General features: G+C 72.3%; 20 protein-coding genes and 1 riboswitch. Of the genes, 11 read left to right on the plus strand and 9 right to left on the minus strand.

Annotation, left to right across the window (positions count from 1 at the left end; translation table 11 throughout):
* The first annotated feature begins 105 nt into the window (after positions 1-105).
* From ACFY5B_RS19035 to ACFY5B_RS19045, 3 genes are all read left to right on the plus strand, one after another.
* Positions 106-900 carry a class II aldolase/adducin family protein gene (locus tag ACFY5B_RS19035; RefSeq protein ID WP_389970390.1) on the plus strand — a complete coding sequence of 265 codons (795 nt, stop codon included), beginning with the start codon at positions 106-108 and terminating at the stop codon, positions 898-900.
* 248 nt (positions 901-1,148) lie between these two features.
* Entirely contained in the window at positions 1,149-2,501 is a 1,353-nt protein-coding gene (locus ACFY5B_RS19040) for a hypothetical protein (protein WP_389970393.1), read from the plus strand.
* A 220-nt stretch (positions 2,502-2,721) separates the two neighbouring features.
* Positions 2,722-3,252, plus strand: a complete 531-nt coding sequence (locus ACFY5B_RS19045) for a DoxX family membrane protein (protein WP_389970396.1) — start codon at positions 2,722-2,724, stop codon at positions 3,250-3,252.
* Between the two features lie 43 nt (positions 3,253-3,295).
* Here ACFY5B_RS19045 and ACFY5B_RS19050 read toward each other — a convergent pair whose 3' ends face one another.
* Together ACFY5B_RS19050 and ACFY5B_RS19055 are read right to left on the minus strand one after the other, a co-directional pair.
* Positions 3,296-3,490 carry a hypothetical protein gene (locus tag ACFY5B_RS19050; RefSeq protein WP_389970398.1) on the minus strand — a complete coding sequence of 65 codons (195 nt, stop codon included), beginning with the start codon at positions 3,488-3,490 and terminating at the stop codon, positions 3,296-3,298.
* Positions 3,477-4,928 (minus strand): PspC domain-containing protein, encoded by a 1,452-nt coding sequence (locus tag ACFY5B_RS19055; protein ID WP_389970401.1) that lies wholly within the window; start codon positions 4,926-4,928, stop codon positions 3,477-3,479. Before ACFY5B_RS19055 ends, ACFY5B_RS19050 begins: the two co-directional genes overlap by 14 nt.
* A 177-nt stretch (positions 4,929-5,105) precedes the next feature.
* Between ACFY5B_RS19055 and ACFY5B_RS19060 the strand changes: the two genes are divergently transcribed.
* On the plus strand, positions 5,106-6,398 hold the full coding sequence (locus ACFY5B_RS19060) for a PspC domain-containing protein (protein WP_389970404.1): 1,293 nt from the start codon (positions 5,106-5,108) through the stop codon (positions 6,396-6,398).
* Entirely contained in the window at positions 6,395-7,135 is a 741-nt protein-coding gene (locus ACFY5B_RS19065) for a LuxR C-terminal-related transcriptional regulator (protein WP_389970406.1), read from the plus strand. The genes ACFY5B_RS19060 and ACFY5B_RS19065 overlap by 4 nt, the downstream gene beginning before the upstream one ends.
* Positions 7,136-7,237: 102 nt before the next feature.
* Here the strand turns inward: ACFY5B_RS19065 and ACFY5B_RS19070 are convergent, their stop codons facing one another.
* A complete protein-coding gene (locus tag ACFY5B_RS19070; RefSeq protein WP_389970409.1) occupies positions 7,238-8,296 on the minus strand; it encodes an NlpC/P60 family protein in 1,059 nt (352 codons plus the stop codon).
* A 421-nt stretch (positions 8,297-8,717) separates the two neighbouring features.
* Here ACFY5B_RS19070 and ACFY5B_RS19075 point away from each other — a divergent pair, with 421 nt between their 5' ends.
* Positions 8,718-9,071 carry a hypothetical protein gene (locus tag ACFY5B_RS19075; protein WP_389970412.1) on the plus strand — a complete coding sequence of 118 codons (354 nt, stop codon included), beginning with the start codon at positions 8,718-8,720 and terminating at the stop codon, positions 9,069-9,071.
* Here ACFY5B_RS19075 and ACFY5B_RS19080 read toward each other — a convergent pair.
* Positions 9,049-9,990, minus strand: a complete 942-nt coding sequence (locus tag ACFY5B_RS19080; protein WP_389970415.1) for a hypothetical protein — start codon at positions 9,988-9,990, stop codon at positions 9,049-9,051. The genes ACFY5B_RS19075 and ACFY5B_RS19080 overlap by 23 nt on opposite strands.
* A 96-nt stretch (positions 9,991-10,086) precedes the next feature.
* Positions 10,087-11,271 (minus strand): NlpC/P60 family protein, encoded by a 1,185-nt coding sequence (locus tag ACFY5B_RS19085; protein WP_389970418.1) that lies wholly within the window; start codon positions 11,269-11,271, stop codon positions 10,087-10,089.
* Positions 11,272-11,279: 8 nt separating this feature from the next.
* Positions 11,280-11,452: riboswitch (cyclic di-AMP (ydaO/yuaA leader) on the minus strand.
* 312 nt (positions 11,453-11,764) lie between these two features.
* Here ACFY5B_RS19085 and pcrA point away from each other — a divergent pair.
* Positions 11,765-14,281 carry a DNA helicase PcrA gene (gene pcrA, locus ACFY5B_RS19090; protein WP_389970421.1) on the plus strand — a complete coding sequence of 839 codons (2,517 nt, stop codon included), beginning with the start codon at positions 11,765-11,767 and terminating at the stop codon, positions 14,279-14,281.
* A gap of 103 nt (positions 14,282-14,384) precedes the next feature.
* On the opposite strand, the gene ACFY5B_RS19095 is transcribed toward pcrA, so the two are convergent.
* A complete protein-coding gene (locus ACFY5B_RS19095; protein WP_389970424.1) occupies positions 14,385-15,971 on the minus strand; it encodes a M23 family metallopeptidase in 1,587 nt (528 codons plus the stop codon).
* Positions 15,972-16,190: 219 nt separating this feature from the next.
* Positions 16,191-17,054: an esterase/lipase family protein gene (locus ACFY5B_RS19100; protein WP_389970427.1), complete on the minus strand. Its 864-nt coding sequence runs from the start codon at positions 17,052-17,054 to the stop codon at positions 16,191-16,193.
* 521 nt (positions 17,055-17,575) lie between these two features.
* On the opposite strand from ACFY5B_RS19100, the gene ACFY5B_RS19105 reads away from it, so the two are divergent.
* Positions 17,576-17,992: a cobalamin B12-binding domain-containing protein gene (locus tag ACFY5B_RS19105; protein WP_234848750.1), complete on the plus strand. Its 417-nt coding sequence runs from the start codon at positions 17,576-17,578 to the stop codon at positions 17,990-17,992.
* Between the two features lie 167 nt (positions 17,993-18,159).
* Here the strand turns inward: ACFY5B_RS19105 and ACFY5B_RS19110 are convergent, their stop codons facing one another.
* A complete protein-coding gene (locus tag ACFY5B_RS19110) occupies positions 18,160-19,929 on the minus strand; it encodes a DUF5691 domain-containing protein (protein ID WP_389970430.1) in 1,770 nt (589 codons plus the stop codon).
* Between the two features lie 248 nt (positions 19,930-20,177).
* Positions 20,178-21,533 (minus strand): SWIM zinc finger family protein, encoded by a 1,356-nt coding sequence (locus tag ACFY5B_RS19115; RefSeq protein ID WP_389970433.1) that lies wholly within the window; start codon positions 21,531-21,533, stop codon positions 20,178-20,180.
* A 145-nt stretch (positions 21,534-21,678) separates the two neighbouring features.
* Here ACFY5B_RS19115 and ACFY5B_RS19120 point away from each other — a divergent pair, with 145 nt between their 5' ends.
* From ACFY5B_RS19120 to ACFY5B_RS19130, 3 genes are all read left to right on the plus strand, one after another.
* A complete protein-coding gene (locus tag ACFY5B_RS19120; RefSeq protein WP_389970436.1) occupies positions 21,679-22,809 on the plus strand; it encodes an AAA family ATPase in 1,131 nt (376 codons plus the stop codon).
* A 195-nt stretch (positions 22,810-23,004) separates the two neighbouring features.
* Positions 23,005-25,395: a DUF5682 family protein gene (locus ACFY5B_RS19125; protein WP_389970439.1), complete on the plus strand. Its 2,391-nt coding sequence runs from the start codon at positions 23,005-23,007 to the stop codon at positions 25,393-25,395.
* A gap of 139 nt (positions 25,396-25,534) precedes the next feature.
* The gene (locus ACFY5B_RS19130; protein WP_389970442.1) at positions 25,535-26,701 is read left to right on the plus strand and encodes a VWA domain-containing protein; all 1,167 of its coding nucleotides are present in this window, start codon (positions 25,535-25,537) and stop codon (positions 26,699-26,701) included.
* Positions 26,702-26,779: the final 78 nt, after the last annotated feature.

The raw sequence follows: 26,779 nt of genomic DNA on the forward strand, positions 1-26,779 counted from the left end.
GGTGCTCACAGGGGCGCTCGTGGCATCTTCACGAACCACTTCTGTTCTTCCCGGCCTCACGGACGGTAACTTCCGCCCGTACGCAGAACCACTGCTGGAGGACCTATGCACGGGCCCACGCCGCCCCTGCCCCTGCCCACCGACCGGCTGCGGTTCGCCATGCCGCCGATGCACGAGTCGGTCGAGGACGAGCGCAGGCACCGCAAGGAACGGCTCGCGGGCGCCCTGAGGATCTTCGGGCGGCTCGGCTTCGAGGACGGCGTCTCCGGGCACATCACCGCCCGCGACCCGGAGTTCACCGACTGCTTCTGGGTCAACCCGTTCGGGATGCCCTTCCGGCACGTCACCGTGAGCGACCTCGTGCTCGCCAACCAGGACGGCCAGGTCGTCGAGGGCGCCTACCACGTCAACCAGGCGGCCTTCACCGTGCACGCCCAGGTCCACGCCGCCCGGCCGGACGTGGTCGCCGTCGCCCACTGCCACTCGGTGCACGGCCGGGCGCTCGCGGCCCTCGGCGAGCTGCTGGAGCCGATCACCCAGGAGAGCTGCGCCTTCTACGAGGACCACGCCCTCTACGACTCGTACACCGGCGTCTCCGTCGACGCCGAGGAGGGGCGGCGCATCGCCGAGGTGCTCGGCTCCCGCAAGGCGCTCGTACTGCGCAACCACGGGCTGCTGACCGTGGGCGACTCGGTGGACGCGGCGGCCTGGTGGTTCGTGTCGATGGAGCGCTCCTGCCAGGTGCAGCTGACGGCGCAGGCGGCGGGGCGGCCGGTCCGTATCGAGCACCGGATGGCGGTGGCGACGCGGGAGCAGCTGGGCGGCGACCTGGTGGCCTGGATCAACTACCAGCCGATGTGGGAGGACGTCAGCCGGAGCGAGCCGGGCCTGCTGAGTTAGACCGCGCCCCCGGAACCCGGGCCCTCGTCGAAGACCCAGGCGGCGTGACGTCGGTGATCCCGGCCATAGGGGAATCCTCCCAGCCGGGTCAACAGGGCGCGCCGAACTTCACCCGTGTTGGTCAGACCGAGCGGACGTGAACCGGTTGGTGTGGGGCACAATTCGCAGTCGTCGCAGGGCAGTTGTACAGCGGGTTTCCGGCATCCGGAAGGCCGGCGGTTTGGGTCGCGGGAAGGCGGGCGTCGGGCATGGCGGTGCGGGAGACGAGGCAGGGCGGCGCGGACGCGGGCGCCTGTGCCGAGGGGTACTCGGGTGGCCGTGGCGGGGGTTACCCGGCCGGTGCCCCGGTCGGGTCCGGGGGCGCACACCAGGGCGGGTGCGCCTGCGGGGACTGCCCGCACGGGGCGCGAGAGGGACATCGGCGGGCCGTGGCCGCGTTCCTGCGCCGACGGGACGAGTTCGCCGCAGGGCTCGGACTGCCGGCCGCGGTGGCCCACTCCGCGTCGGCCTCCCGCCAGTGGATCTCGGAGGAACTGGCCCAGTCCGCCGAACAGGTCGCGGAGCGGGGCCGGGCCGAGGGGCAGGCCTGGCTGACCGGCCTGTGGCGGCGCACGGCGGGTGTGGTGGGTGCCTCCGTGGTGCTGTTGCTGCTCGGGCAGGCCCTCACGGCGGTCGGTGCGGGCTGGACGGCGGCGCGTACGGCCGGACTGGCCGCCGCGCTGGTGACGGCCTTGTCGCTGACCGCCGCGTCCTGGTTCCACCGGGCGAAGGGCGGGGTGCTGGCACCCCTGATCGGTGAGGACAACCGGCTGTCCACCTCCCGTACGGTCGCCGCGGCGTGGGTGCTCTTCGTGGCCTACTCCGTGCTCGTCCTCGCGGGCCGGCTGGCCGCCGCCTCCCGGCACCGCGAGCGGGACACGCTGCTCTCCGGGCTGGAACTCGCCCGCGGCGCCGGGGTCGTGACCGTGCTCGCCGTGGTCTGCGGGATCGCCGTGCTCGTGCGGCGGGTGGTCGGGCTGCGGGTGCTGGGCCAACGGCTGCAGAAAGTGCGCGCCGACCGGCCACGGGCCGCCGACCTTCTGACCGACGACGCGGGGCGGGGCACCTTCGCCGACATCCAGTACGTCGCGATCAGCGCGGTCGCTCTGGTCTTCGCGGCGGTACGGCTGGCCAGGCACCCGGAGCAGTTGCCGGATCTGCCGTGGGGGCTGGCCGTGGTGATGCTGGTGTCGGGCGCGACGTATCTGGCCGGCAAGTACGCGGAGGGCGGCCGGCCGGTCATCCTCTCCGTGGTCCGGTCCCGGGAGGCCGGTGACCTGGACGGGCCGATCCGCACCGGGGACGACATCGAGATCCGGGGCGCGGGGTTCGTGCCGCCGGGGGCGCAGGGAGCCGATCGGCTGGCCCGGATGGTCGTGCGCGTGGGTGCGGTGCACGTCCACGTGCCGTTGGTGCCGGTGCCCGGCGGGTTTCGCAACCCCACGGACACGCTGCTGACCGTGCCGGTGCCGGCGGACGTGGAACCGGGACGGGTGGAGGTGCAGGTCGTCACCGCGGCGGGGGTGGAGACGAACCGGTACGCGGTCGACGTGACGGAGTGAGTGCCGGCGCCCGCGCCCCTGCGGCACCCCGCCCTGGCAGGACGGCCTGAGCAGTCCGCCCACGATGACGGCCTGAGCAGTTCGCCCACGAGGACGGCCTGAGCAGTCCGCCCACGATGACGGCCTGAACAGTTCGCCCATGATTGAGCGCGGTCCGTTCGCCGTACGTATCGTCTGTTGAGGGGGTCTCGGCACCGGCGGACAGAGGCGGCTAGCGGCGATGACTCACAGTATGCGAACGGACACGCACACCCCCCGCTTCGGCCATGGGGGAGGCTGGCGGGACAACGCCACCCGCTACGCCCTGCTGCCGCTGCGCCTCTTCCTCGGCGTCACTTTCATCTACGCCGGCCTGGACAAACTCACCGACAGCGCCTTCATGAGGGACTCCGGTTCCGGGTCGATCGGCGACATGATGCGTGCCGTACGCGACTCCTCCGCCATTCCCGCCCTGGTCGACCTCTCCCTGAAGAGCCCCGTCGGATTCGGCTACGCCATCGCCTTCGGAGAACTCGCCGTCGGTATCGGCACCCTGCTCGGCCTGCTCGCCCGTCTGGCCGCACTCGGCGGTGCGCTGATCTCCCTCAGCCTCTGGCTGACCGTGAGCTGGGCCTCCGACCCGTACTACTACGGCAACGACCTCGCCTACCTCATGGCCTGGACCCCGGTGATCCTGGCGGGCGCGCCCCTGCTGTCCCTCGACGCCGCGCTGCGGTCGCGACGACGGCAACGCAGCGGCGACTACCGGTAGGGGCCGCTCACCGTCAGGCCGGGTCCGCGCCCGAACGGCCTACCTACCGGCGCCGGCGCGCGAGGCCCGTCAGGAGCGCCACCACGCCCGCCAGGCACAGCCCGCCCGTGACGAGGGGGATCGCCACGAACCACGGGGTCTGCCAGGCGCCGCCCGCGTCACCGGCGTAGAGGACGCCCGCCACCACGAGGACGGTGCCGGCGACCAGCTTCCCGGGTTGGAGTTCATGACGCAGCACGGGTCACCTCCGCCTGTCCCATGCCGACCCGGAGGTCCAGGTCGATGGTGCCGGAGCTCTCGACACCCCCGGCGGGGGAGAGGGTGATCTCCTTGTGCCGTCCCGGCTGCACGTCCACGTCCTTCGGGTCGTCACCCGGCAACTGGAGGTCACCGACCCCCACCTCCACATCCAGCCGCACTGTCACGTCGTCGGGCACCAGCACCCTGACCTTGCCCATGCCGACCTCCGCCCGCGTCGTGATCGTCTGCTTCCCGGACACGTCCAGCCTGCCGAGGTCCAGGGTGCCGACGCCGGTGCCCAGGTCGTAGCGCTGGCGTACGTCCGCCACGGTGGCGGGCTGCCAGGTCGTGCGCACCCAGTGCGTGTCGACGCTCTTGGGCAGAGCCGCCGCGCCGGCCAGCAGACCGGCCGTGATGATCGCCAGGAAGATCGATCCCGCACCGGTCCGGCCCAGGAAGGCGCTGACGGCTATGCCCAGGCCGAGAACGGCGAGCGCACAGGACAGGCCCGTCTGCAGGCTGGTGCCGAGCGGATGTCCGTCCCAGGTGAGGCTGGTGCCCAGAGCTCCGGCGAGCAGGGCCAGGAGGAAGATCCAGCCGCCGATCCAGCGGGGGCCGCGAGGCCGGGGCGGCCGGGGGTGCTCGGCGGGTCTCTCCCCACGGGCGCGCGGCCGGATGCCGAGGCCGATGTTGACGGCCGCGGCGGCATCCAGGTCGCGGGTGTCGCGCGGGCCCCACAGGTAGCCCGTGCCGCCGATGTGGGTGCCGTCCTTGACGATCGCGTCGCGCCACCAGGAGGGGGTGGTGAGGAACACCGGCGGCGCCTGGGGCTCCGGCGGGGCGTCGGCGACGGCCTGGGCGGCCAGGGGATCGGGGCCGGGGGCGCCGCGCTGGCGCGACCAGTAGCCGGCACCCGCGAGGACGAGGGACAGGACGACGGCGAAGGTCAGCACCCCGCCGTTGTTCAGCATGGTCAGGAACACCCCGCAGCCGACCAGCGCGAACAGCACGGCCGCCAGGGCCTGGCCGTCGACGCGGCCGGTGAGCAGCTTGCGGACCTCGTTCTCCTCGTCGTCGTAGGGGACGAAGAGCCAGGCGAAGCCGTAGAAGATGAGACCGAGGCCGCCCGTGGCGGAGAGCACGGCGAGGGTGATGCGGAAGATCACCGGGTCCATGTCGCACTGCCGCCCGAGCCCGGCGCAGACGCCGGCCAAAGTCTTGTGACGGCGGTCGCGGCGGAACGCGTGGGGCGGCCCGGCCGGGACGGCTTCCTCGGCGGGGGCGGCCGTGCCGGGTGCTCCTTCCTGTCCTGCCGCGCCCGCGCGCCCGGGTACGGAGCCCGCGGCGGACGCGGCATCCCGCGGCCCTGCGCCCGGGGTGGGGCGCGGGCCGGAGCCGGGTCCCGGACCCGTCGCGGCGTGCTCGTGATCGGTCATGGGTCCATGGTGACGGGCGCGGCGCCCCGGCGGGAGTCGGAACGACCCTGGCAGGACCCTGATATCGGCCCTGAGAGGCGGCTCGGGAAGCGTTCGAGGGGCGGTCCGCGGAGATTAGGGGAGCCTCAGGGGCCGACCCTGATGCTCCCGCCTCCCGCACGTGTGACCATCAATGGCATGTCGGAAGCCGCAGCAGCGCCACTCGCCGAACCGCGGCCGCCGCGCAAGCTCTACCGCAGCAGTGACGGACGCTGGCTCGGGGGCGTGGCGCGAGGCCTCGCCGGGCATCTCGGGCTGCCCGTGATCTGGGTACGGCTCGTCTTCGTCGGCCTGTTCATGGCCGACGGCCTCGGCGCGCTGCTGTACGCCGCGTTCTGGTTCTTCGTCCCGCTCGGTGTCGGCGGGGTCGAGGCGCAGAAGCCGCCGTCGCCGGTGACCGCGGAGACATCGCCCGACGGCCGCCGCAGACGCGTCGCGCGCAGGCCCGACAAGGGCCAGATCGTGGCCCTGCTCCTCATGGTCGTGGTGGCCATGGTCTTCGTGGGCAACGTGAACCTCAGCGGTGGGGCCCGGGCCTACCTCTGGCCGACCGTGCTCGTCGGCGCGGGCGTCGCCCTGGTCTGGCGGCAGGCGGACAACGCCCGCCGGGCCCGCTGGGCCGAGGTCGGGCGCCGCCGGCGCACGGTCACGCTGCTGCGCTCGGTGGGCGGAGTGCTGCTGGTGACGGCCGGCGTCTCCGGCATCTTCGTCCTGCAGGGCTCCGCGGCACACCTCGGTTCCGTTCTGCAGGCGGCCCTCGCGGTCCTCGTCGGGATAACGCTGCTCGCCGGGCCGTATCTGGTGCGCATGACCCAGGACCTCTCCGAGGAACGCCTGATGCGTATCCGCGCCCAGGAGCGCGCGGAGGTCGCCGCCCATGTGCACGACTCGGTGCTGCACACCCTGACCCTGATACAGCGCAACGCGGAGAACGCCGCCGAGGTCCGCCGCCTGGCCCGGGCCCAGGAACGCGACCTGCGCACCTGGCTCTACAAGCCCGAAGGCACCGGCAAGGACGAGGCCGACGAGCCCACCACCCTCGCCGACGCCGTCCGGCGCAACGCGGCCGAGGTGGAGGACAAGCACGGCGTGCCCATCGAGGTCGTGGTCGTGGGTGACTGCCCGCTCGACGAGGGGATCGCCGCACAGATGCAGGCCGCGCGGGAAGCAATGGTGAACGCCGCCAAGTACGGTGGCGAGGGCGGCGCCGTGCAGGTCTTCGCCGAGGTCGAGGGGAAGACGGTCTTCGTGTCCGTCCGGGACCGCGGCCCCGGCTTCGACCTCGATTCGATACCCGCCGACCGGATGGGTGTCAGAGAATCGATCATCGGCCGCATGGAGCGCAACGGCGGCACGGCGCGGTTGCGCGCGGTGCCGGACGGCGGCACGGAGGTCGAGCTGGAGATGGAGAGGGCGGAGAAGACGTCATGAGCGACCCGACCGAGGCGAACGGTACGGCGGGATCGGCGGAGGCGGCGCAGCCCGCAGACGAGGGCGGCGGGCCGGGGCGTCATGTGCGCGTGGTCCTCGTCGACGACCACCGCATGTTCCGCACCGGCGTCCAGGCGGAGATCGGGCAGACCGCGCAGACCGGCGTCGAGGTCGTCGGTGAGGCCGCGGACGTCGACCAGGCCGTCACGGTCATCACCGCGACCCGCCCCGAGGTGGTCCTCCTCGACGTGCACCTGCCGGGCGGGGGCGGCGTCGAAGTGCTGCGCCGCTGCGCCCCGTTGATGGGCGACACCGAGCAGCCGGTCCGCTTCCTCGCGCTGTCCGTGTCGGACGCGGCGGAGGACGTCATCGGTGTGATCCGTGGTGGGGCCCGCGGCTACGTCACCAAGACGATCACCGGCACGGACCTGGTGAACTCGATCTTCCGAGTCCAGGAGGGCGACGCGGTGTTCTCCCCTCGGCTGGCCGGGTTCGTCCTGGACGCCTTCGCCTCCACGGACGCACCGCCGGTCGACGAGGACCTGGACCGCCTGACCCAGCGCGAGCGCGAGGTGCTGCGGCTCATCGCGCGGGGCTACGCGTACAAGGAGATCGCCAAACAGCTCTTCATCTCCGTGAAGACGGTCGAGTCCCACGTCTCGGCGGTCCTGCGCAAGCTCCAGCTCTCCAACCGGCACGAGCTGACCCGCTGGGCGACGGCGCGACGGCTGGTGTGAGGCAGGGCCGGACCGCGCGTCCGGCCCGCTCCCGCCCGCTCACACCACCGCCTGCCCGTGGGACACCACCCGCCTCCCCGTGGACACCACCCACGTGCCCGCTCACACCACCCGCGTCGCCCCCGCGAAAGGCATCTCGTCCAGTGGTGCGACGCGGACCGGCGCGGACGGGTTGGGGGCGTGGATCATCATGCCGTTGCCCACGTAGATGCCGACATGGCTGATGCCGGCGTAGAAGAAGACCAAGTCGCCGGGGAGGAGTTCGGAGCGGGAGACGCGGCGGCCGGCGGCGATCTGGGAGTACGTCGTACGGGGCAGTGAGACGCCCGCGGCGCGGTAGGCGGCCTGGACGAGGCCCGAGCAGTCGAAGGCGTCCGGGCCGGTGGCGCCCCAGACGTAGGGGCTGCCGAGCTTCTGGTGGGCGTAGGAGACGGCTGCGGCCGCACGGGAATTGGGCGCCTGGGACGAGGCGGAGCCGGGGCCCGCGAGAGTGTCCCGGACGCCCGCCGTGCGCGAGGCGCGGTCCTGCGATACGCCCAGCCGGGAACGTTCCTGCGCGTCGAGCCGGGACAGCAGCCGCCGTGCCGAGCCCAGCTTGCCGGTGATCGTCTTCTTGTGCCGTTTCAGCTCCGTCTGCCGTGACTTCAGGGAGGTCAGCTCGATGTGGGCGGCCCCGCGCAGCTGCTCGATCTCCCGGAGCTGCTTGCGCACGCTCGCGACGGCGGCGTTCTGCCGGTTGCCGGCCCGCTCGACGAACTCGGCGTTCTCGAGGTACCGGTCGGGATCGTCGGACAGGGCGAGCTGCACCGCCGGGTCGAGACCGCCGGCGCGGTACTGCGCGGCGGCGACCGAACCCAGGGCGTCTCGGGCGGAGTTGAGTCGCTCCTCCTTACGGGCCGCCTGGTCCTGGAGGTCCTTCAGCCGCTGCCCGGCCGCGTCGGCCTTCTCCTTCGCGCCGTTGTACTTCTCGGTGGCGGCCTCCGCCTGCTGGTACAGCCGGTCCACCTCGGCCTTGACCTGGCCGGGGGTGAGCTGGGGCTCGGCGTGTCCGGTCCCGTCGAAGCCCGTCGCCGTCGCCGCGCCTGCGAGGGCGATCGTGGCGGCCGTACGGGCCTTGCCGCCACCCATTGCGCGCTGTCGGGGCTTGCGGTGCTCTGCCACTCGGAGGCCACGTCCTTTCCTCGACCGCCGAGGGATGCGTGCGGCCGCAGGGGGAGCGGACGAGCGGCCTGCGCATCCGGCGGCGGCCCGCACAGGGGGAGCGGCCCGCCGCCGGACCTTTTCGGCGGTGGTGTCCGACTGCCGCCCCTGGCCCGGGCGGCGGTGGGGAGCCGGGCACCTGGGGGAGGACGCTAAACGTCGCCGTGGCGGGCCGGGGCCGGGTGTGCGGAAGTGTCGTGAGAGGACCGGCGGTGACCGTATGCGACCGTGACGCCGCCCCGACACCGTCTACTTCACTCAGCGTGATGACCGATGGGCCGAATCGTGAGCGAGTGACCGTGATCGGGTGCTATGCGGTGCATTTATGCACCCCTGGGCCGGTGTCGGGTGGCCTGGGAGCCCCTGATTAGGCTCCGGCCTCATGGACGTACTCATCCACCTCTTCGTCGGCCTCCACATCATCGGCATCGCCTCGCTCCTGGGCGGCTTCCTCACCCAGATGAAGGCGATGGGCGAGGGTGCCGCCCGCTTCACCCCCGCGATGCTGCACGGCGCGCTCACGATGCTGGTCACCGGTGTGGTCCTGGTCGGCCTCAACCAGGCCGACGACCAGACCGTGAACAACATCAAGATCGGCGTGAAGCTGGCCCTGCTGATCGTGATCCTCGGCCTGGTCTATGTGAAGCGGGACGACGAGAAGGTGGACAAGGGACTCTTCGGTCTGGTCGGTCTGCTGACCACGGCGAACATCTTCATCGCCGTGCTCTGGACCTGACCCGGGAGCGCCGGGCGCCGGCCCGGGCCGCGGCGAGAGCCCAGGCGGTGCACCCGAGCCAGGCGGCCACCGCGATCCACAGCAGCACCTTTCCGGCGACGTCGAGCCAGGGGACGTCGAGGGCGGCGGCGACCGCGAGGGTGGCCGCGGCCGTCACGACCGCGGCGAACACGGTCGCCCAGCGCCGCACGTCGTAGTGGTGCCGGGGCCAGAAGAGCTCGGCGAGGAGCAGGGCCACGCAGGCGATCAGCGCGAGCACGAGCAGCGCGACGGTCGTCGTGCGCAGAGTGTCGGCGTTCTCCTCGTTCCACAGGTACAGGCGCGAGCTGTCGGCGCCGAGGAGGCTCGCCCCGGCCAGTGCGGAGACGGCGAGGGCGCCGGCCGCCAGCCAGTGGTCCCCGTGCCCCTCCTCCACCTGCCGCGGCTGGAAGCGGAACAGGGCGAAACAGTAGAGCGCGAGCCCCAGCCAGAACAGCACCAGGGCCGCGTGGGCGAGCCAGGCCACCGCGTCGGCCGCGGCGAGCGTGGCGCCGAGCACGGCGAGCCCCTGGGTGGCCACGCAGCGCAGGAAGACCGTTCCGCGCCGCCCCTCGGCCTTCGCGGTGAGGAGCACGGCCCAGAGCACCATGGCGAGCGTGAGCAGTGCCTCGGCCAGGGGCTGCTGCCCGGCCGCGGAGAAGCCGGTGCCCAGGACCGTGGTCGCCGCCACGGTGGTGAGCGCGTCTGGTGTCGCCACCCGCCACTCGCGGTGCGTCCGCCGGGCGAGGCCCACGGCCGCCGCCAGCCAGGCCGCGCAGGCCAGGGCCAGGGCGATGCGGGAGGCGCCCGCGTACCCCGCCGAGTCGAAACCGACCGACACGATGCCGGTCGCCAGCGCATACGTCGCCCACCAGGCGGCAAACGGGGAGGGACCGGACATAGCGCCGATGCTAGAGAGCGGCGCACGCGTTACGAGAGGGGCACGCGCGCGTGCCCCTCAAAAACGTGACGCGACCTCTCGGCCCTCAGGCCTCACTCAGGCCGGGCGCACCACGCTGTGGATGGCCGATTCGCCGTCGTAGTAGATCGACTCCTCGCGCACGTACGTGCCCGGCTTCGGCGCGTGGATCATCATGCCGTTGCCGATGTAGATCCCGACGTGGGTGACGTCGTCGTAGAAGAAGACCAGGTCACCGGGCTGTGCCTGGGAGAGCGGGACCGTGGTGCCGGCGTTGACCTGGTCGTAGGTCGTGCGGGGCAGGGTGACGCCCGCGGCCTTCCAGGCGGCCTGGGTGAGGCCCGAGCAGTCGTAGGAGCCGGGTCCCACGGCGCCCCACACGTACGGCTTGCCGATCTGGGCGCGGGCGAAGGCCAGCGCCTTGTCGGCCTTGGTCGCGTACGAGGAGTCGGCCGGAGCCGTCGAGGAGGACGAGCCGGAGCCCGCCGACCCCGTCGATCCGGACGTGGACGACCCGCCGTCCTGCTGGGCGGCCTCCGCCTGCGCCTTCTGCTGCGCGGCCTGCTGCCGGGCCAGTTCGTCGGCCTTGCGGGCGGCCTCCGCCCGCTTCTCCCTCTCGATCGCCGCGAGCCGGGCCTTCTCCTCGGCGGTCAGCTTCGTCATCAGCTCGCGCGCGTCGGCGAGCTTGCGCTGGACGGTGGCCTTGGCCGTCTTCAGATCACCCTGCGACTCGGTGAGCGTCTCGAGGCTCTCGGTGGCCTCCTGGCGCTTCTTCATCGTCTCGGACTGCTGCGTGACGTAGTCGTCGACCGCGACCTTCTGACGGCCGGTCATCCGGTCCATCAGCTGGGTCTGGTCGAAGTAGTCCTGCGGGGTGTCCGCGAGCAGGAACGTCGCCGTGTCCGGGGCGGCGGCACCGGTGCGGTACTGGGCGGAGGCGAAGGAGCCCAGCTCCTCGCGCGCCTCGTTGAGCTTCTGGGTGCGCTGGGCGACGTCGTCGAGCAGGGTGTCGACGCGCTTGCGCTGCTTCGCGGTCTTCTCCTTGGCCGCGTTGTACTTGTCGGTCGCCGACTCGGCCTGGCGGTACAGGTCGTCGACCTTCTTCTCGACTTCCTCCAGGCTGGGCTTGTCGTCGGCCTCGGGGGCGGCGTTGGCCGACTGGGACAGCAGGGCCACGGAGGTGAGGGCCGCCGTTGCGAGGGCGGGGGTCCGTATGCCTGCCATGCGCGTACCCGTAGGACGCGACTTGCGGTGCGACGCCAAGGGAGGCGACTCCTTCCATGTTCCGCCTACCGGGTTAGCTGTCGGGTTCGGGCGGGTGGTTCGGAAGGTTTGCCCTACGGCCTTCTCCGCACAGGGAGTCGGGCCGATTCACCCCAGGTTCACGGTTGGGTCCCCGGCTCCGGCTGCCGCTGCGGCACACCGGACTCGGCGGAGGCCGCGCGGCCCGGCGACGTTCGCCGGTGGGGGTCATGCGGCCTGGTCGCACCGTAGCCAACTCGTGTGGCCCCTGTGAAGGTTGATGGGTGATATGCCCGATACATTTTCGTGACCTTATTCCTGAGCGTTGCCGAGAGTGAACGATCAAGGGGTATTGGGTGGGATAAGTCCATACATGCCGGGTCTGTAGCAGGGCGTGATCGCGCCGTCATGGAGGGCGACAACGCGCCGTCGGGCGGTCGGCGGGCCCGGGCGCCCGGCGATGTTCTCAGGGCGGCGGCGGGCTGTCAGTGGGGCGCCCTAGACTCGGAGAGCGATGAGCAGCCTCTTTGACGACAGCTTCCTGGCGAACCTCCAGGCCCAGCGGGGCCCCGCGGACGAGCCCCCGCCGCCACCCGAGGACGATCACGTTCCGGAGCCGATCCCGGACGATCTGTTCGGCGGGAAGTTCGACGTGCCCCCGGACCGATGGGGGTCCCCCCGCTCGAGCGGAGCCGAGAGTGGGGGAGGCTACTACCGGGACGGAGCCCCCCGCCCGGTGGTGGACACCGCCGCCCTCCTGGAGGGGCTGAACGACAACCAGCGCGCCGCCGTCGTCCACTCCGGCTCCCCGCTGCTCATCGTGGCCGGAGCCGGCTCGGGCAAGACCCGCGTGCTCACGCACCGCATCGCCCATCTGCTCGCCGAGCGGGACGTGCACCCGGGCCAGATCCTCGCGATCACCTTCACCAACAAGGCCGCCGGCGAGATGAAGGAACGCGTCGAGCAGCTCGTCGGCCCGCGCGCCAACGCCATGTGGGTCATGACCTTCCACAGCGCGTGCGTGCGCATCCTCAGGCGCGAGAGCAAGAAGCTCGGCTTCACCTCGTCCTTCTCGATCTACGACGCCGCCGACTCCAAGCGCCTGATGGCCCTGGTCTGCCGTGACCTGGACCTCGACCCCAAGCGCTTCCCGCCCAAGTCCTTCAGCGCCAAGATCAGCAATCTGAAGAACGAGCTGATCGACGAGGAGGACTTCGCCGCCCGGGCCACCGACGGCTTCGAGAAGACCCTCGCCCAGGCCTACGCCATGTACCAGTCGCGGCTGCGCGAGGCGAACGCCCTCGACTTCGACGACCTGATCATGACGACGGTCAACCTGCTGCGCGCCTTCCCGGACGTCGCCGAGCACTACCGCCGCCGCTTCCGGCACGTCCTCGTGGACGAGTACCAGGACACCAACCACGCGCAGTACGCCCTGGTCCGCGAGTTGGTCGGCACCCCCTCGGAGCACCCCGTCGACGTGCCGCCCGAGGCCGAGATCCCGCCCGCCGAGCTGTGCGTGGTGGGCGACGCCGACCAGTCGATCTACGCCTTCCGAGGCGCGACGATCCGCAACATCCTCCAGTTCGAGGAGGACTACCCGGACGCGACGACGATCCTGCTGGAGCAGAACTACCGCTCCACGCAGACGATCCTCAGCGCCGCCAACGCCGTCATCGAGCGCAATGAGTCCCGCCGCCCCAAGAACCTGTGGACCAACGCGGGCACCGGCGCCCGGATCACCGGCTACGTCGCCGACACCGAGCACGACGAGGCGCAGTTCGTCGCCGACGAGATAGACCGCCTGACCGACGCGGGCGAGGCCAAGGCCGGCGACGTCGCCGTCTTCTACCGCACCAACGCCCAGTCCCGTGTCTTCGAAGAGGTCTTCATCCGCGTCGGCCTGCCCTACAAGGTCGTCGGCGGCGTCCGCTTCTACGAGCGCAAGGAGGTCCGGGACGTCCTGGCCTACCTGCGCGTGCTGTCCAACCCCGAGGACTCGGTGCCACTGCGCCGGATCCTCAACGTCCCCAAGCGGGGCATCGGCGACCGCGCCGAGGCGATGATCGACGCCCTGTCCCAGCGGGAGAAGATCAGCTTCCCGCAGGCGCTCAAGCGCGTCGACGAGGCGTACGGCATGGCCGCGCGCTCCACCAACGCCGTCAAGCGGTTCAACACGCTGATGGAGGACCTCCGCACCATCGTCGAGTCCGGCGCCGGACCGGCCACGGTGCTGGAGGCCGTCCTGGAGCGCACCGGCTACCTCGCCGAACTGCAGGCCTCCACCGACCCGCAGGACGAGACCCGGATCGAGAACCTCCAGGAACTCGCCGCCGTCGCCATGGAGTTCGAGCAGGAGCGCGGCGAGGACGAGCAGGCCTCCCTGTCCGACTTCCTCGAACAGGTCGCGCTGGTCGCCGACTCCGACCAGATCCCCGACGAGGAGGACGGCGACGGCGTCATCACGCTGATGACGCTGCACACCGCCAAGGGCCTGGAGTTCCCGGTCGTCTTCCTGACCGGCATGGAGGACGGCGTCTTCCCGCACATGCGCGCCCTCGGCCAGGTCAAGGAGCTGGAGGAGGAGCGGCGCCTGGCCTACGTCGGCATCACGCGCGCGCGGGAGCGGCTGTACCTGACGCGGTCCACGCTGCGCAGCGCCTGGGGCCAGCCCTCGTACAACCCGCCCTCCCGCTTCCTGGAGGAGATCCCGCCGACCCACGTGGAGTGGAAGCGGACGGGTGCGACCACGCCCGCGTCCTCCGGGCCGGTCTCGGCGGTTGCGGCCTCGCTGTCGTCGTCCCGCTCGCGCTCGTCGGCGTCGGGTGCCTCCGGTTTCGCCACGCGCCGCACCTCCGAGAAACCGGTGGTGTCACTGGCGGTCGGCGACCGCGTCACGCACGACCAGTTCGGGCTCGGGACCGTCGTCGCGGTCAAGGGTACCGGCGGCAACGCCGAGGCGACGATCGACTTCGGGGACACCAAGCCGAAGCGGCTGCTGCTGCGGTATGCACCGGTGGAGAAGCTGTAGCGCCGTGAGGTGAACCGGTGGGCCCCTGCGCGCTCGACGCGGGCGGGGGCTGCCGGGGCGTTACTCGATGCGGGCGGGAGCGGGGGTTGGGGCTGGCGGGACGTTACGTCGGGTCGATGCCGTGGCTGCGCAGCCACGGGAGCGGGTCGATCGCCGAGCCGCCGCCGGGGCGCACCTCGAAGTGCAGGTGCGGGCCGGTGGAGTTGCCGGAGTTGCCGGAGCGCGCGATCGGATCGCCGGCCTTCACGGTCGTACCCGAGGGCACCGTGTAGGTGGAGAGGTGGCAGTACCACGTCTCCGTGCCGTCCTTCGCGGTCAGGATCAGCATGTTGCCGTACGCGCTGTTCCACTGGGTGCGTACGGTGCCGTCGGTCGCGGCCATGACGGTCGTGCCGTACGAGACGGGGAAGTCGATGCCGGTGTGCAGGGACATCCAGTTGATGCCGGACTGGCCGTAGTAGGCGCTGAGTCCGTGGCGCGCGACCGGCAGGGCGAACTTGGGGCGCAGGCGCTCCTTGCGGGCCGCCTCTTCCGCCGCCCGCTTCTTCTCGGCGGCCTGCTGGGCCTTGAGGTCGATGCGCTCCTGGGTGCGGCTGGCCCGGTCGGCGAAGTCGTCGGCGCCGGCGGAGAGGCTCTGCAGCTGCGTGTCCAGCTTGTTGTTGGCCGCGGCCGGTTTGACCGGCTGCGCCTCCGCCGCGGTCGTCTGCGCCTCGGCGGCACTGTCGTCGGAGAAAGTGCCGACGGAGGCGGCGGCGATCCCGGCGACACCCATCACGCACGCCGAGGGCACCGCGATGGTCATCAGCGCCGAGCGCTTGGGGGGCGTGCGGCGGCGGGAGCGGGAGCCGGCGCGCGAGGCCGCCCGCGAGGACGGGGCCGGGGTGACGTCCTCCTGGTCGTCCAGGAGCGGGGTGACGACGGGCAGTTCACCGGTGGAGGCCGGCTCGCCGCCGTCCGCGTCGGGGGCGTGATAGCCGGCTTCGGCGGTTTCGTCGTACGTGACCTGGTCGAACGTCGCGGTCTCGAGTTGGTCGAACGCCGTGGTCTCGTGCTGGTCGAAGGTTTCGGCAGGGTGCTCGTAGGCGTCGGGGGCCGGTGCGGCGGTGCCGTCGGAGTTCCACTGCGTCGCGTCGTAGGCGCCCGTGTCGAAGGTCTGCGTGCCCCACTCCCACTGCTGGGTGTGGTCGGCCGGGTTGCCGGACTGGTCGGGCTGGAGCCAGTCGCCTGTTTCCCACTGCCCGGTGGCGTCGGGAGACGGGGCCTGGGACGGGATGGCCGACATCAGCTGCTGCTCGGCCGTCCAGGAGGTCGTGTCGTAGACGCCGGTGTCGTAGGCGGCGTGGTGCTGGGCCGCGTACGCGTCGTAGTGCACGTTCTCGTGCGTGCCCGTGGGCCAGTGGCCGGTGTCGTACGTGCCCGAGTCGTGGCCGCTGCCCGGCATGTCGCCGAAGAGGGGATCGGTCGCGAAGCTCGCGGTGGCGTGCCCGGTGGCGTCGAAACCGGCGCCGTGGGTACCGGTTGCGGTGTCACCGGTGGCACCGGTGGCGTCAAATCCGGTGGCGGCGTAGTCGCCGTACGTGGTGAAGTCGCCGTACTGGGCTTCCTGGGTGTTGTACGACGCGTAGTGCGCGGAGGCGGCGTCGGAAGCCGGAGCCGGGGTCATGGTCCCCGACGGGTGACGGTCGTTCACCAACTTCTCTTTCGCCTCGACAACAGGGGCTGCCAGAGCAGTGCGGCGACTGTACCCGGCGGTACGCGGGCACGACAATCTTCGGCAGGTTTCGCGCGCGCAGGAAACGGGCATTCGGCCGTGTTTTGGCGGACGGCGGGCACGGGTTTGGCCCTGTGTTCGAAGTTTGTTCGAGGTTGATCGGTGTTGCGGCGTCGGGTGACCGCTGTATGACGAGTCTCAGGCGACAGTCAGATCGTCGGTGTGTTCGGCGTACGGTTCACCCGGGAGGGCCGTGTCGAGAACCTGCCGTACGCCGTTGGCGACCGCGGGGTGCACGGGCAGGGCGAGATGGCCGATGCCTGTCACGCGCACGTTCTGCGCCATCAGATCGGGATGGTCGATGCAGGCCGTCTCCGGCGGGTCCATCACATGGTCCAGATCGCTCCAGAAGCTGACGAAGTGCGTACGGCAGGCAGGGGCGGGCGCGGTGAGCTCCTCGAGCACCGATGAGCCGGGGCGCATCTGGCGCACGATGGGGTGCGCGTTCGCGAAGGGCACCACTCGGGTTCCCGAGTGCGGCGTGCCGAGCGTGACAAGGGTCCGCACATGCCTGTCGCCACCGAGGCGCTGCACGTAGTAACGCGCTATCAGGCCGCCCAGGCTGTGCCCGACGATGTCTATCTGCCTGGCCCCCGTGCGCTCACAGAGCTCCTCGACGCGCCGGCCGAGCAGTTCGGCGGCGGCGCGTATGTCGCAGGTCAGCGGCGAGTAGTTGAGGGACTCGATCTGCTGCCTGCCGTGCTGGGCGAGGCTGCGGCGCAGCAGGACGAAGACCGAGCGGTTGTCGATGAAGCCGTGCAGCAGGAGGACCGGTGGCTTGGCCTGTGTGGGCAGTTGGGCGGCGCCGTCCGCGGGCAGTGCGGGGACGGGGGCGCGCCGTTCCTGGGTGATGCCCGATGGATAGAGAAGGAGATGCCCGGCCAGGATCGCGATCTCCAGGGCGGTGGCCTTCAGGAGAGCCAGGGAGATTCCCGCCAGCCGGCCCGGCAGCAGGCGCTCGCAGAGCGGAAGAAAGGGCAGAGCAGCCCTGGTGACCTTCATGGCCGACCTCCTGTCGGCACGCGGCAGGACGGCTCCGCCCCCCGTGTGCCCTCGTGGAAAGCAGCTGCGTAGACGGCCGGCCATGACCGCGAGAGCGGCGTGAGCCGCGTGAGCTGCGGGGGCAGAGCACGGCGTGCGGCGTGTGTGACGCCGGTGGTGCGACGGGGGTCCCCGATCGGTGGGGTGACGAGGCTCCCCGCCGGTGCGCCGTGTCTGCCTTGCGTGCTGTGCGTGCGGTGCTTGCCCTGCGTGCCTTCGCCGAGGTGCCCTGCCGCCGCGGTGCGTGGATGACGCGGCGGGACGGCAGCCTCGATGCGGCTCCCCTTGCGCTTGTCCCATCGTGTGATTTCCCCCTCGGTATCCACCGCGAAACTGCCGGTTGCGGGATCCTGGAGATAACGTTCGTTCACTTGCCCGGACGGTCGGGGGCGGGATGTCCGTGCGGTGCGGCGTGTACGGCTTGCCCGATGTGTGCGGTACTTGTCGGTACGGATGTATGTAGTCGCTTCATGGAGGCAGTGATGGGTGTGGCAGCCGGTCCGATCCGCGTGGTGGTGGCCAAGCCGGGGCTCGACGGCCACGATCGCGGTGCCAAGGTGATCGCGCGGGCCCTGCGCGACGCCGGTATGGAGGTCATCTACACCGGCCTCCACCAGACTCCCGAGCAGATCGTCGACACGGCGATCCAGGAGGACGCCGACGCGATCGGGCTGTCCATCCTCTCCGGAGCGCACAACACGCTCTTCGCGGCGGTGATCGACCTGCTCAGGGAGCGGGACGCGGAGGACATCCTGGTCTTCGGCGGCGGGATCATCCCCGAGGCGGACATCCCTCTGCTCAAGGAGAAGGGCGTCGCGGAGATCTTCACGCCCGGTGCGACGACAGCGTCGATCGTGGACTGGGTCCGGACGAACGCCCGCCAGCCTGCGCAGGCGTAGGCCACCGGCGGTCCGGCTCGGACGTGCCCGTCCGGCCGGAGGCGACCCGGGCGGCCGGCTCGGCGGGAGTGCGGCAGTGGCTGCCCCCGGTGACCGTCCCGGTCGTCGGCATGCCCGGCGGCGATCGGTCGCGGGAGGGGATCCGTCGCCGCACACGGGGACAGGGGTCAGGCCGCTCCCAGCTCCTCGGCCATGGCCGCACGCAGACGCAGGGTCGTGACCAGGCGCTGGAAGGCCTCCGCCCAGTAGCCGCCGGCCCCCGGAGAGGCGTTCTCCGGATCGTCGGGTACGGCCAGCAGGGCGTCGAGCCGGGAGGCCTCGGACGGGTCCAGGCAGCGTTCGGCCAGTCCCATCACTCCGCTGAAACTCCATGGATAGCTCCCCGCGTCCCGAGCGATGTTGAGGGCGTCCACCACGGCCCGGCCGAGCGGCGGTCCCCAGGGCACCGCGCACACTCCGAGCAGCTGGAAGGCCTCGGACAGGCCGTGCGTGCCGATGAAGCCGGCCACCCATGCGGCCCGTTCGGCGGCGTCCAGCGTGCCGAGCAGCTTGGCGCGTTCGGCCAGGGAAACCGCACCCGGACCGCCCGCTTCCGGCGCCGACGGGTCGCCGAGCAGCGCGCGTGACCACTCGGCGTCCCGCTGGCGTACCGCCGCCCGGCACCACGCCGCGTGCAGTTCTCCCTGCCAGTCGTCCGCCACCGGCAGCGCCACGATCTCCCGGGGTGTGCGGCCGCCGAGCCGCCGCGACCAGGTCCCGAGCGGTGCCGCCTCCACCAACTGACCGAGCCACCAGGACCGTTCACCCCGTCCTGCGGGGGCCTTCGCCACGACGCCGTCGCGTTCCATCCCGGGGTCGCACTCGTGCGGCGCCTCGACGGCGATCGTCGGGGTGGCCTCCGTGGCTCCCACGGTTCCCATGGCTTCCATGGCTCCGGTGCCCGCGTTGCCCCCGGTGCCCGACGTGGTCGGCGAAGCCGGTGCGGTCCCTCCGGTCCCTCCGGGCCGCTCGTCCTCGTGGCCGCTTCGCAGAGGCCGCGGCGTGTGCATGTGGTCGATGGCCACACACGCCTCCGCTCTGGCCGCCATCCGGGCTGCGAGGGCCGAACCCGGCAGGGCCGACAGCAGTTCCGCCGCCGTCGCCCGGACGTTGCGGCTGCGGTCGGCCAGGGCCTGTTCCAGGAACGGCTCGTCGTCCGGGCCCAGGCCCGCGCGCAGCGAATCGAGGAACATCAGCCGGTCCTCGGCGCGTTCTGTCGCCCATGTCGTCGCGAGCAGGTCGCGTGCGGCGGCCGGTTCGCGGGAACGCAGGGCGGACAACAGGGCGACCCGTTCGGCGAACAGGCCCTCCTGCCAGAGCTGCTGGACCCCGTCGCCGTCCTCGGGGTGCGGCAGGGCCGTGCCGCCGCCCGGGGTCGCGCGCAGGGCGAACCGCCAGTCCGGGTTCAGCCGTGCCAGCCACAGGGCCCGGGGCCCCGCGAACTCCAGTGCCGCCGGACGCAGGTCGGTGCGTCCCCGGGCCGCGTCCAGCAACGCCGGAAGCAGCTGCGGAGGCGGTGCACAACCACGGGCGTTCGCCGCCGCGAGCCACTGGGGCAGCAGTTCCGTCAGGTCGGGCGCGGTGCCCCGCCGTCCGCCGCCGGACGGGCCGGGGCGGTCGGCCAGCAGCATGGCGAGCCTGCGGGCGGCTGCCGGCGGCAGTGCCGGGCGGGTGTCCGGCGGAGCCGGCTGTGGCCGCTCGGCCGCCCGCGCCGGGTACAGACCGGCCCGTCGTCGTACGGTCTCCACGGCCGCCGCGTCCAGCAGGGCCGTGGGTGCGGCTGGGCCGGGGGCGGTGCCCGGCGGGGTGCGCCGGTCCGTGCCGAGCAGCGCGGTGGTGACGAGCCCCTCCCAGGCGTTCGGGCCGGGCGCGTCCACAGGAGCGGAGGTCCTGGTCATGAGCTTCCTTTCCGTGGGGCGCCCGGTAGTTGAAGGCTCGCCCTTACCGGTTTTCCCGTGATGCCTGAAAGATGCGTGAGTCTGAGGGATGCGTGAGTCAGGGATGGGTGAGTCTGAGGGATGCGTGAGTCAGGGATGGGTGAGTCTGAGGGATGCGTGAGTCAGGGATGGGTGAGTCTGAGGGATGGGGTGACTGAGGGTTCGGTGAGGCGGGCCGAAGTGCCACGGGCCGAATCGCTGCTGTGGGCTCAGCACAGAGCGACCGCGTCACCCGGGCCCTCCGGCCAAGCCGTCAGCGGGGTGAAGCCCTGGTGGCCGCATTCACCGAAGACCCTGACCGGTGCGCCCCCCGAGAGGGCGACCAGCCGCCACAGGCCCGGCCGGGAACGCGCCGCCGGAGTGAGCGGCAACGCCGCGTCCTCGTCCGCGTCCGCCAGCTGCCACGACTCGCCGTCCGGGGCCGGAACGACCCGGTCCAGCGTCACCGGGACGGACTCCAGCCACGGGTCGTCACGCAGGGCGTGGCCGTACCGCGCCACCGCCTGGGACGTCGTCATCCCCGGCGGACGTATCGCCGAGGGCGAGGCGGGGGCGAACTGCTCGCCCAGGGCCACCCGCGGCTGCCCGGTGCCCGGGTACGCAACCACCTCGGCGTCCAGAGCCAGTCCCACCGGCAGCGTCTGCTCCGGGGCGCGACCCGCGGCGCCATAAGAGAGGAGCAGGACGGTGCGGTGCGAGTCGGTGCCGTGCAGCCAGATCCGGCGGGTCGTCAGGCGCGGGTCCGTCGTGTCGTACTGGGCGAGGACCAGCCAGCGGTCGCGCAGCGGCGGGCCGTCGGCGGAGGCCGGCAGGCCCACGCGGGAGCGGACCGTGGCGGCGAGGCCGGCCGGGAGCCGCTCGCGGCGCAGCCACCCCTGACCGAGGAGATGCAGCAGCGCGCACTCCTCCAGCAGCCGCACCGGCCAGCCCGGGCCGGTGGACGGGATCGCCCCCAACTCCCGCACCCGGCCTGCCAGGCCCTGGGCCTGGGCGTCGACCATGCGGGCCGCCGTCTCCTCCCACAGGCCGTACCCCGACTGCTCCGCGGTCGCCAGGCCGCCGCGCAGCAGGTCGGCCAGACGCTGCTCCAGCTCCACCGCGCCCGCCGTGACCCGTTCGGCCCGGCGCTCCGCCCGGCGCCGCGCCGCCTCCGGATCAGCCGGCCCGGACGACGCCCCGGAGCCGTCCGTGACCTTCTTCTCCTCCGCACGCCTGCGCCGCGCCGCCGTCCACTGTCCGGCCCACTCCGGCGCCTGCCCCCTCGGCACCACCGCGTCGTCGGCCGCCCAGAGCAACAGCAGCCCGAGCGCGTGCTTGCACGGGAACTTGCGGCTCGGGCACGTGCACTTGTACGCGGGCCCCGCGGCCTCCGCGATGTCGACGATCGTCTGATACGGCTTGCTCCCGCTGCCCTTGCGCAGCCCCCACACCGTCCCCTCGTCGGAACACCCCGCCTCGGACCACGGCCCCGCCGCGCCGAGTTTGCTTCCCGCTTTGCGTGATGCCGCGTCAGGTGCCAGTGCCAGCACCTGGTCCGCGGTCCAGCGCACCCCCTGCTGAGTCATGCCGACGACGTTAGATCCCGCCACTGACAATCGGGTCGGCGAGCGGCTCCGGCAGTGCGTTTTCGCAGGTCGGAACGCATTGTCAGTGGTGTGGTGCAACGTTGGTGCCAGATCCGAACCGGCCGAGCTGGAGGGGGACTTTGCCATGACTGTGTCCGTGGAGCCGACGTCCGTCGAAGCGGGGGAGACGGAATCGACCCAGGCGTTGCGACCGCACGCCGAGGACGCCTTCGCCGCGGAACTCGCCGCGCTGGCCGCCCAGGACGACCGTCCGCGCCCGGCCCGCTGGAAGCTGTCGCCGTGGGCGGTCGCGACGTACCTGCTCGGCGGGACGCTGCCGGACGGCACGGTGATCAGTCCCAAGTACGTCGGCCCGCGCCGCATCGTCGAGGTCGCCGTCACCACGCTCGCCACCGACCGCGCCCTGCTCCTGCTCGGCGTGCCGGGCACCGCGAAGACCTGGGTGTCCGAGCACCTGGCCGCGGCGGTCAGCGGCGACTCCACGCTGCTGGTGCAGGGCACCGCCGGCACCCCCGAGGAGGCCATCCGCTACGGCTGGAACTACGCGCAGCTGCTCGCCCACGGACCGAGCCGGAACGCCCTCGTGCCCAGCCCCGTCATGCGGGCCATGGCGGAGGGCATGACGGCCCGTGTCGAGGAGCTGACGCGTATCCCGGCCGACGTGCAGGACACGCTCATCACGATCCTGTCGGAGAAGACGCTGCCGATACCGGAGCTGGGCGAGGAGGTGCAGGCGGTCCGCGGCTTCAACCTGATCGCCACCGCCAACGACCGCGACCGCGGCGTCAACGACCTGTCCAGCGCCCTGCGCCGCCGCTTCAACACGGTGGTGCTGCCGCTGCCGGAGAGCCCCGAGGCGGAGGTCGACATCGTCTCGCGGCGCGTCGACCAGATCGGCCGCTCCCTCGACCTGCCGGCCGCGCCCGACGGGCTCGCCGAGATCCGCCGGGTCGTCACGGTCTTCCGTGAACTGCGCGACGGGGTCACGGCCGACGGCCGGACGAAGCTGAAGTCGCCCAGCGGCACGCTGTCCACGGCCGAGGCGATCTCCGTCGTCACCAGCGGCCTCGCCCTCGCCGCCCACTTCGGCGACGGCGTGCTGCGGCCGGGCGACATCGCCGCGGGCATCCTCGGCGCGGTGGTCCGGGACCCGGCGGCGGACCGGGTCATCTGGCAGGAGTACCTGGAGACGGTGGTCCGCGAGCGCGACGGCTGGAAGGACTTCTACCGGGCCTGCCGCGAGGTGAGCGTGTGAGCGACGCGGGACGGAGCAGGCCTGTCGGCACCCGGGCCACCCAGTACGCCGGGACGGCCTCGATCGCCGGGACCAGGGCGCCGTTGGGCGGGACGGCGGCCGCCGGCCGGTCCGGGACAGCCCGGTCCGGGACAGGACGTGCGGGACGGGACATGCGGGACGGTTCATGCGGGACGGGACGGGAGGTGGGATGAAGTGACCGGTGTGGAAGGGGCCGCGGGCCAGGGGGCCGGAGCGGGCCCGGTGCTGCTGGGGGTGCGGCACCACGGGCCGGGTTCCGCGCGGGCGGTGCGGGCGGCTCTGGAGCAGATCCGGCCTCGGATCGTGCTGATCGAGGGCCCGCCCGAGGCCGACGCGCTGATCCCGCTCGCCGCCGACGAGGAGATGCGGCCACCGGTCGCACTGCTCGCCCATGCCGTGGACGAGCCCGGCCGCTCGGCGTTCTGGCCGCTGGCCGGATTCTCCCCGGAGTGGGTCGCCATCCGCTGGGCCCTGGAACACGACGTCCCGGCCCGCTTCATCGACCTGCCTGCCACGCACACGCTGGCCTGGGGGAGGCCGGAGGACGAGGCGGGGGCCGAGCGCTCTCCGGACGCCGAGACGGCTGCGGACGGGGACACCGGTCCCGGCCCGGCCGACCCGCGGATCGACCCGATCGGAGTGCTCGCCCGAACCGCCGGCTACGACGACCCGGAGCGGTGGTGGGAAGACGTCGTGGAACACCGCGACGCAGAGGAGGGCGACGCCCTCGCGCCGTTCACCGCGCTCGAGGAGGCCATGAGCGCGCTGCGGGAGACCTACGGCAGCGGGGGACACGACCGCGACCCCGTGCGGGAGGCGTACATGCGGCTCCAGGTGCGGGCGGCGCAGCGGGAGTTCGAGGACGGCGTCGCCGTGGTCTGCGGGGCCTGGCACGTGCCCGCACTGCGGCAGAAGACCACCGTCACCGCCGACAGGGCACTGCTGAAGGGGCTGCCCAAGATCAAGGCGGACATGACCTGGGTGCCGTGGACCCACCGTCGGCTGTCCCGGGCTAGCGGGTACGGGGCCGGTATCGACTCCCCGGGCTGGTACGGGCACTTGTTCAGCGCTCCGGACCGGCCGGTGGAACGGTGGCTGACCAAGGTGGCGGGGCTGCTGCGCGCCGAGGACCGGATCGTCTCCTCCGCGCACGTCATCGAGGCGGTGCGGCTGGCCGAGACGCTCGCCGCGATGCGCGGCCGTCCGCTGCCCGGCCTGAGCGAGACGACCGACGCGGTGCGGGCGGTGATGTGCGAGGGCTCCGACGTGCCGCTGGAGCTGGTGCGGGACCGGCTGGTCGTGGGGGACGTGCTGGGCGAGGTGCCCTCGTCGGCGCCGGCGGTGCCGTTGCAGCGGGACCTCACCCGGCTGCAACGCCGGCTGCGGCTGAAGCCGGAGGCGCTGGAGCGGGAGGTGGAGCTCGACCTGCGCAAGGACAACGACGCCGCCCGCAGCAGACTGCTGCACCGGCTGCGGCTGCTCGGCATCGCATGGGGCGAACCGGCCGCCTCACGCGGCAGCACCGGCACGTTCCGTGAGACATGGCGGCTGCGCTGGGAACCCGAGCTGTCCGTGCGGATCGCCGAGGCGGGGGTATGGGGGACGACCGTCCTGTCCGCCGCGACCGCCAAGGCCGAAGCGGACGCCGTCACCGCGCAGGGCCTCGCCGACGTCACCACGCTCGCCGAGCACTGCCTCCTGGCCGAACTGCCCGACGCGCTGCCGACGGTGATGCGGGTCCTCGCCGACCGGGCGGCCCTCGACACCGACGTCGGCCATCTCGCCCAGGCACTCCCGGCCCTGGTCCGCTCCCTGCGCTACGGCGACGTGCGCGGCACCGACACCGCTGCTCTGGCGGAAGTCGCCGCTGGACTGGCCGAGCGGGTCTTCGTCGGCCTGCCCCCGGCCTGCGCCGCGCTCGACGGGGACGCCGCCGAGGAGATGAGGCGCCATGTGGACGCGGTGCACGGAGCCGTGGGCCTTCTGGGCGACGCCCCCGCCGCGGGACACCGCCGCCTGAGAAACCGGTGGCAGTCGGTGCTGCGCGTGCTGTCCGGGCGGGACAGCGTGCCCGGGGCCATCCGGGGGCGGGCCGTGCGGCTCCTGCTGGACGACGGGGAGCTGGCCCAGGACGAGGCGGCACTGCTGATGGGACTCGTCCTGTCGCCGGGCACACCGCCGCCGGACGCGGCCGCGTGGATCGAGGGCTTCGTCGGAGGGGGCTCGGGGGGCGGGATGCTCCTGGTCCACGACGAGCGGCTGCTCGGCCTTGTCGACGCGTGGCTGACCGGGGTGCCGGCCGAGGCCTTCACGGACGTACTGCCCCTGCTGCGGCGGACGTTCTCGGCGTACGAGCCCGGAGTACGCCGGACCCTCGGAGAACTGGTCCGACGCGGACCGGGAGCCGGGGCCGGTGTGACAGCCGCCGGCTCCGGCATACCCGGGTTCGCGGCCGACCCCGACACGGCGCGCGCGGACGCCGTACTGCCGGTCGTGCGGCTGCTGCTCGGGCTGGACGAAGTGGACGAGAACACCGACAACCATCTGGCGGGGGTGACGGGATGACGACCGAGGCTCTGAGAGAGCGGAGTACGACACCGGAAACGGGAGGCACCGAGGCGGGCGGGTTCCGGGCCGAAAGGCGGCCGTCGACGACCGTGCCGGTGATCCCGCTGTGGGAACGGCCCCACCAGGGAGGACGGGGATGACGCCCGGGACGACGGACCCGGCGCAGGAGCGGCTGCGGCGGTGGCGGCTCGTGCTCGGCGGTGAAGCGGCGGACGGTACGGGCTGCGTGCTGTCGGGGCAGGACGCCGCGATGGACGGGGCGCTCACCGCGCTCTACGGCAGGAAGGACGGCAGGTCACAGGGGGGCAGGGACCGTTCGGCGGGGCTCGGGGCGTCGGCGCCGTCCGTGGCGCGCTGGCTCGGGGACATCCGGACCTACTTCCCCTCCTCCGTCGTGCAGGTCATGCAGCGCGACGCCATCGACCGGCTCGGTCTCGCCACGCTGCTGCTGGAGCCGGAGATGCTGGAGGCGGTGGAGGCCGACGTGCACCTCGTCGGCACGCTGCTGTCCCTCAACAAGGCGATGCCCGACACGACGAAGGAGACGGCCCGGGCCGTCGTGCGCAAGGTCGTCGAGGACCTGGAGAAGCGGCTCGCCACCCGTACCCGGGCCACCGTCACGGGCGCCCTCGACCGCAGCGCCCGGATCAACCGGCCCCGGCACCACGACATCGACTGGAACCGCACCATCGCGGCCAACCTCAAGCACTACCTGCCCGAACACCGGACGATCGTGCCGGAGCGGCTCATCGGATTCGGGCGGGCGACCCGGTCCACGAAGAAGGAGGTCATCCTCTGTATCGACCAGTCGGGATCCATGGCGGCATCCGTTGTGTACGCATCGGTGTTCGGGGCGGTGCTCGCCTCGATGCGGACGATCTCCACGCGACTCGTCGTCTTCGACACGGCGGTCGTGGACCTCACGGACCAGCTGGACGACCCGGTCGACGTGCTGTTCGGCACGCAGCTCGGCGGTGGCACGGACATCAACCGTGCGCTCGCGTACTGCCAGTCGCAGATCACGCGGCCCGCGGAGACGGTGGTCGTGCTGATCAGCGACCTCTACGAAGGCGGCATCCGCAACGAGATGCTCAAGCGGGTCTCCGCGATGAAGGCGTCGGGCGTGCAGTTCGTGACGCTGCTGGCCCTCTCGGACGAGGGGGCGCCGGCCTACGACCGGGAGCACGCGGCCGCGCTCGCGGCGCTGGGGGCACCGGCGTTCGCGTGCACGCCCGATCTGTTTCCGGAGGTCATGGCGGCGGCGATCGAGAAGCGGCCGTTGCCGATACCGGATGCGGCGTAGCGGGCTCTGTGTGAAGTACCCCGCGTGAGGGTGCAGATGACGATGTGTCGATGGGTCGTCGTCCGACTTGGAGTAGCA

This window comes from Streptomyces sp. NPDC013187 (assembly GCF_042899705.1).
GTDB classification, from domain to species: Bacteria; Actinomycetota; Actinomycetes; order Streptomycetales; family Streptomycetaceae; genus Streptomyces; species Streptomyces hawaiiensis_A.

Coding starts and splice junctions, on each gene's coding strand:
- ACFY5B_RS19080 (WP_389970415.1), bottom strand. CDS start 9,990: ATGTCCGGTCCCTCCCCGTTTGCCGCCTGGTGGGCGACGTATGCGCTG.
- ACFY5B_RS19105 (WP_234848750.1), top strand. CDS start 17,576: ATGGGTGTGGCAGCCGGTCCGATCCGCGTGGTGGTGGCCAAGCCGGGG.
- ACFY5B_RS19055 (WP_389970401.1), bottom strand. CDS start 4,928: ATGACCGATCACGAGCACGCCGCGACGGGTCCGGGACCCGGCTCCGGC.
- ACFY5B_RS19130 (WP_389970442.1), top strand. CDS start 25,535: ATGACGCCCGGGACGACGGACCCGGCGCAGGAGCGGCTGCGGCGGTGG.
- ACFY5B_RS19035 (WP_389970390.1), top strand. CDS start 106: ATGCACGGGCCCACGCCGCCCCTGCCCCTGCCCACCGACCGGCTGCGG.
- ACFY5B_RS19065 (WP_389970406.1), top strand. CDS start 6,395: ATGAGCGACCCGACCGAGGCGAACGGTACGGCGGGATCGGCGGAGGCG.
- ACFY5B_RS19045 (WP_389970396.1), top strand. CDS start 2,722: ATGACTCACAGTATGCGAACGGACACGCACACCCCCCGCTTCGGCCAT.
- ACFY5B_RS19040 (WP_389970393.1), top strand. CDS start 1,149: ATGGCGGTGCGGGAGACGAGGCAGGGCGGCGCGGACGCGGGCGCCTGT.
- ACFY5B_RS19115 (WP_389970433.1), bottom strand. CDS start 21,533: ATGACTCAGCAGGGGGTGCGCTGGACCGCGGACCAGGTGCTGGCACTG.
- ACFY5B_RS19075 (WP_389970412.1), top strand. CDS start 8,718: ATGGACGTACTCATCCACCTCTTCGTCGGCCTCCACATCATCGGCATC.
- pcrA (WP_389970421.1), top strand. CDS start 11,765: ATGAGCAGCCTCTTTGACGACAGCTTCCTGGCGAACCTCCAGGCCCAG.
- ACFY5B_RS19120 (WP_389970436.1), top strand. CDS start 21,679: ATGACTGTGTCCGTGGAGCCGACGTCCGTCGAAGCGGGGGAGACGGAA.
- ACFY5B_RS19060 (WP_389970404.1), top strand. CDS start 5,106: ATGTCGGAAGCCGCAGCAGCGCCACTCGCCGAACCGCGGCCGCCGCGC.
- ACFY5B_RS19100 (WP_389970427.1), bottom strand. CDS start 17,054: ATGAAGGTCACCAGGGCTGCTCTGCCCTTTCTTCCGCTCTGCGAGCGC.
- ACFY5B_RS19110 (WP_389970430.1), bottom strand. CDS start 19,929: ATGACCAGGACCTCCGCTCCTGTGGACGCGCCCGGCCCGAACGCCTGG.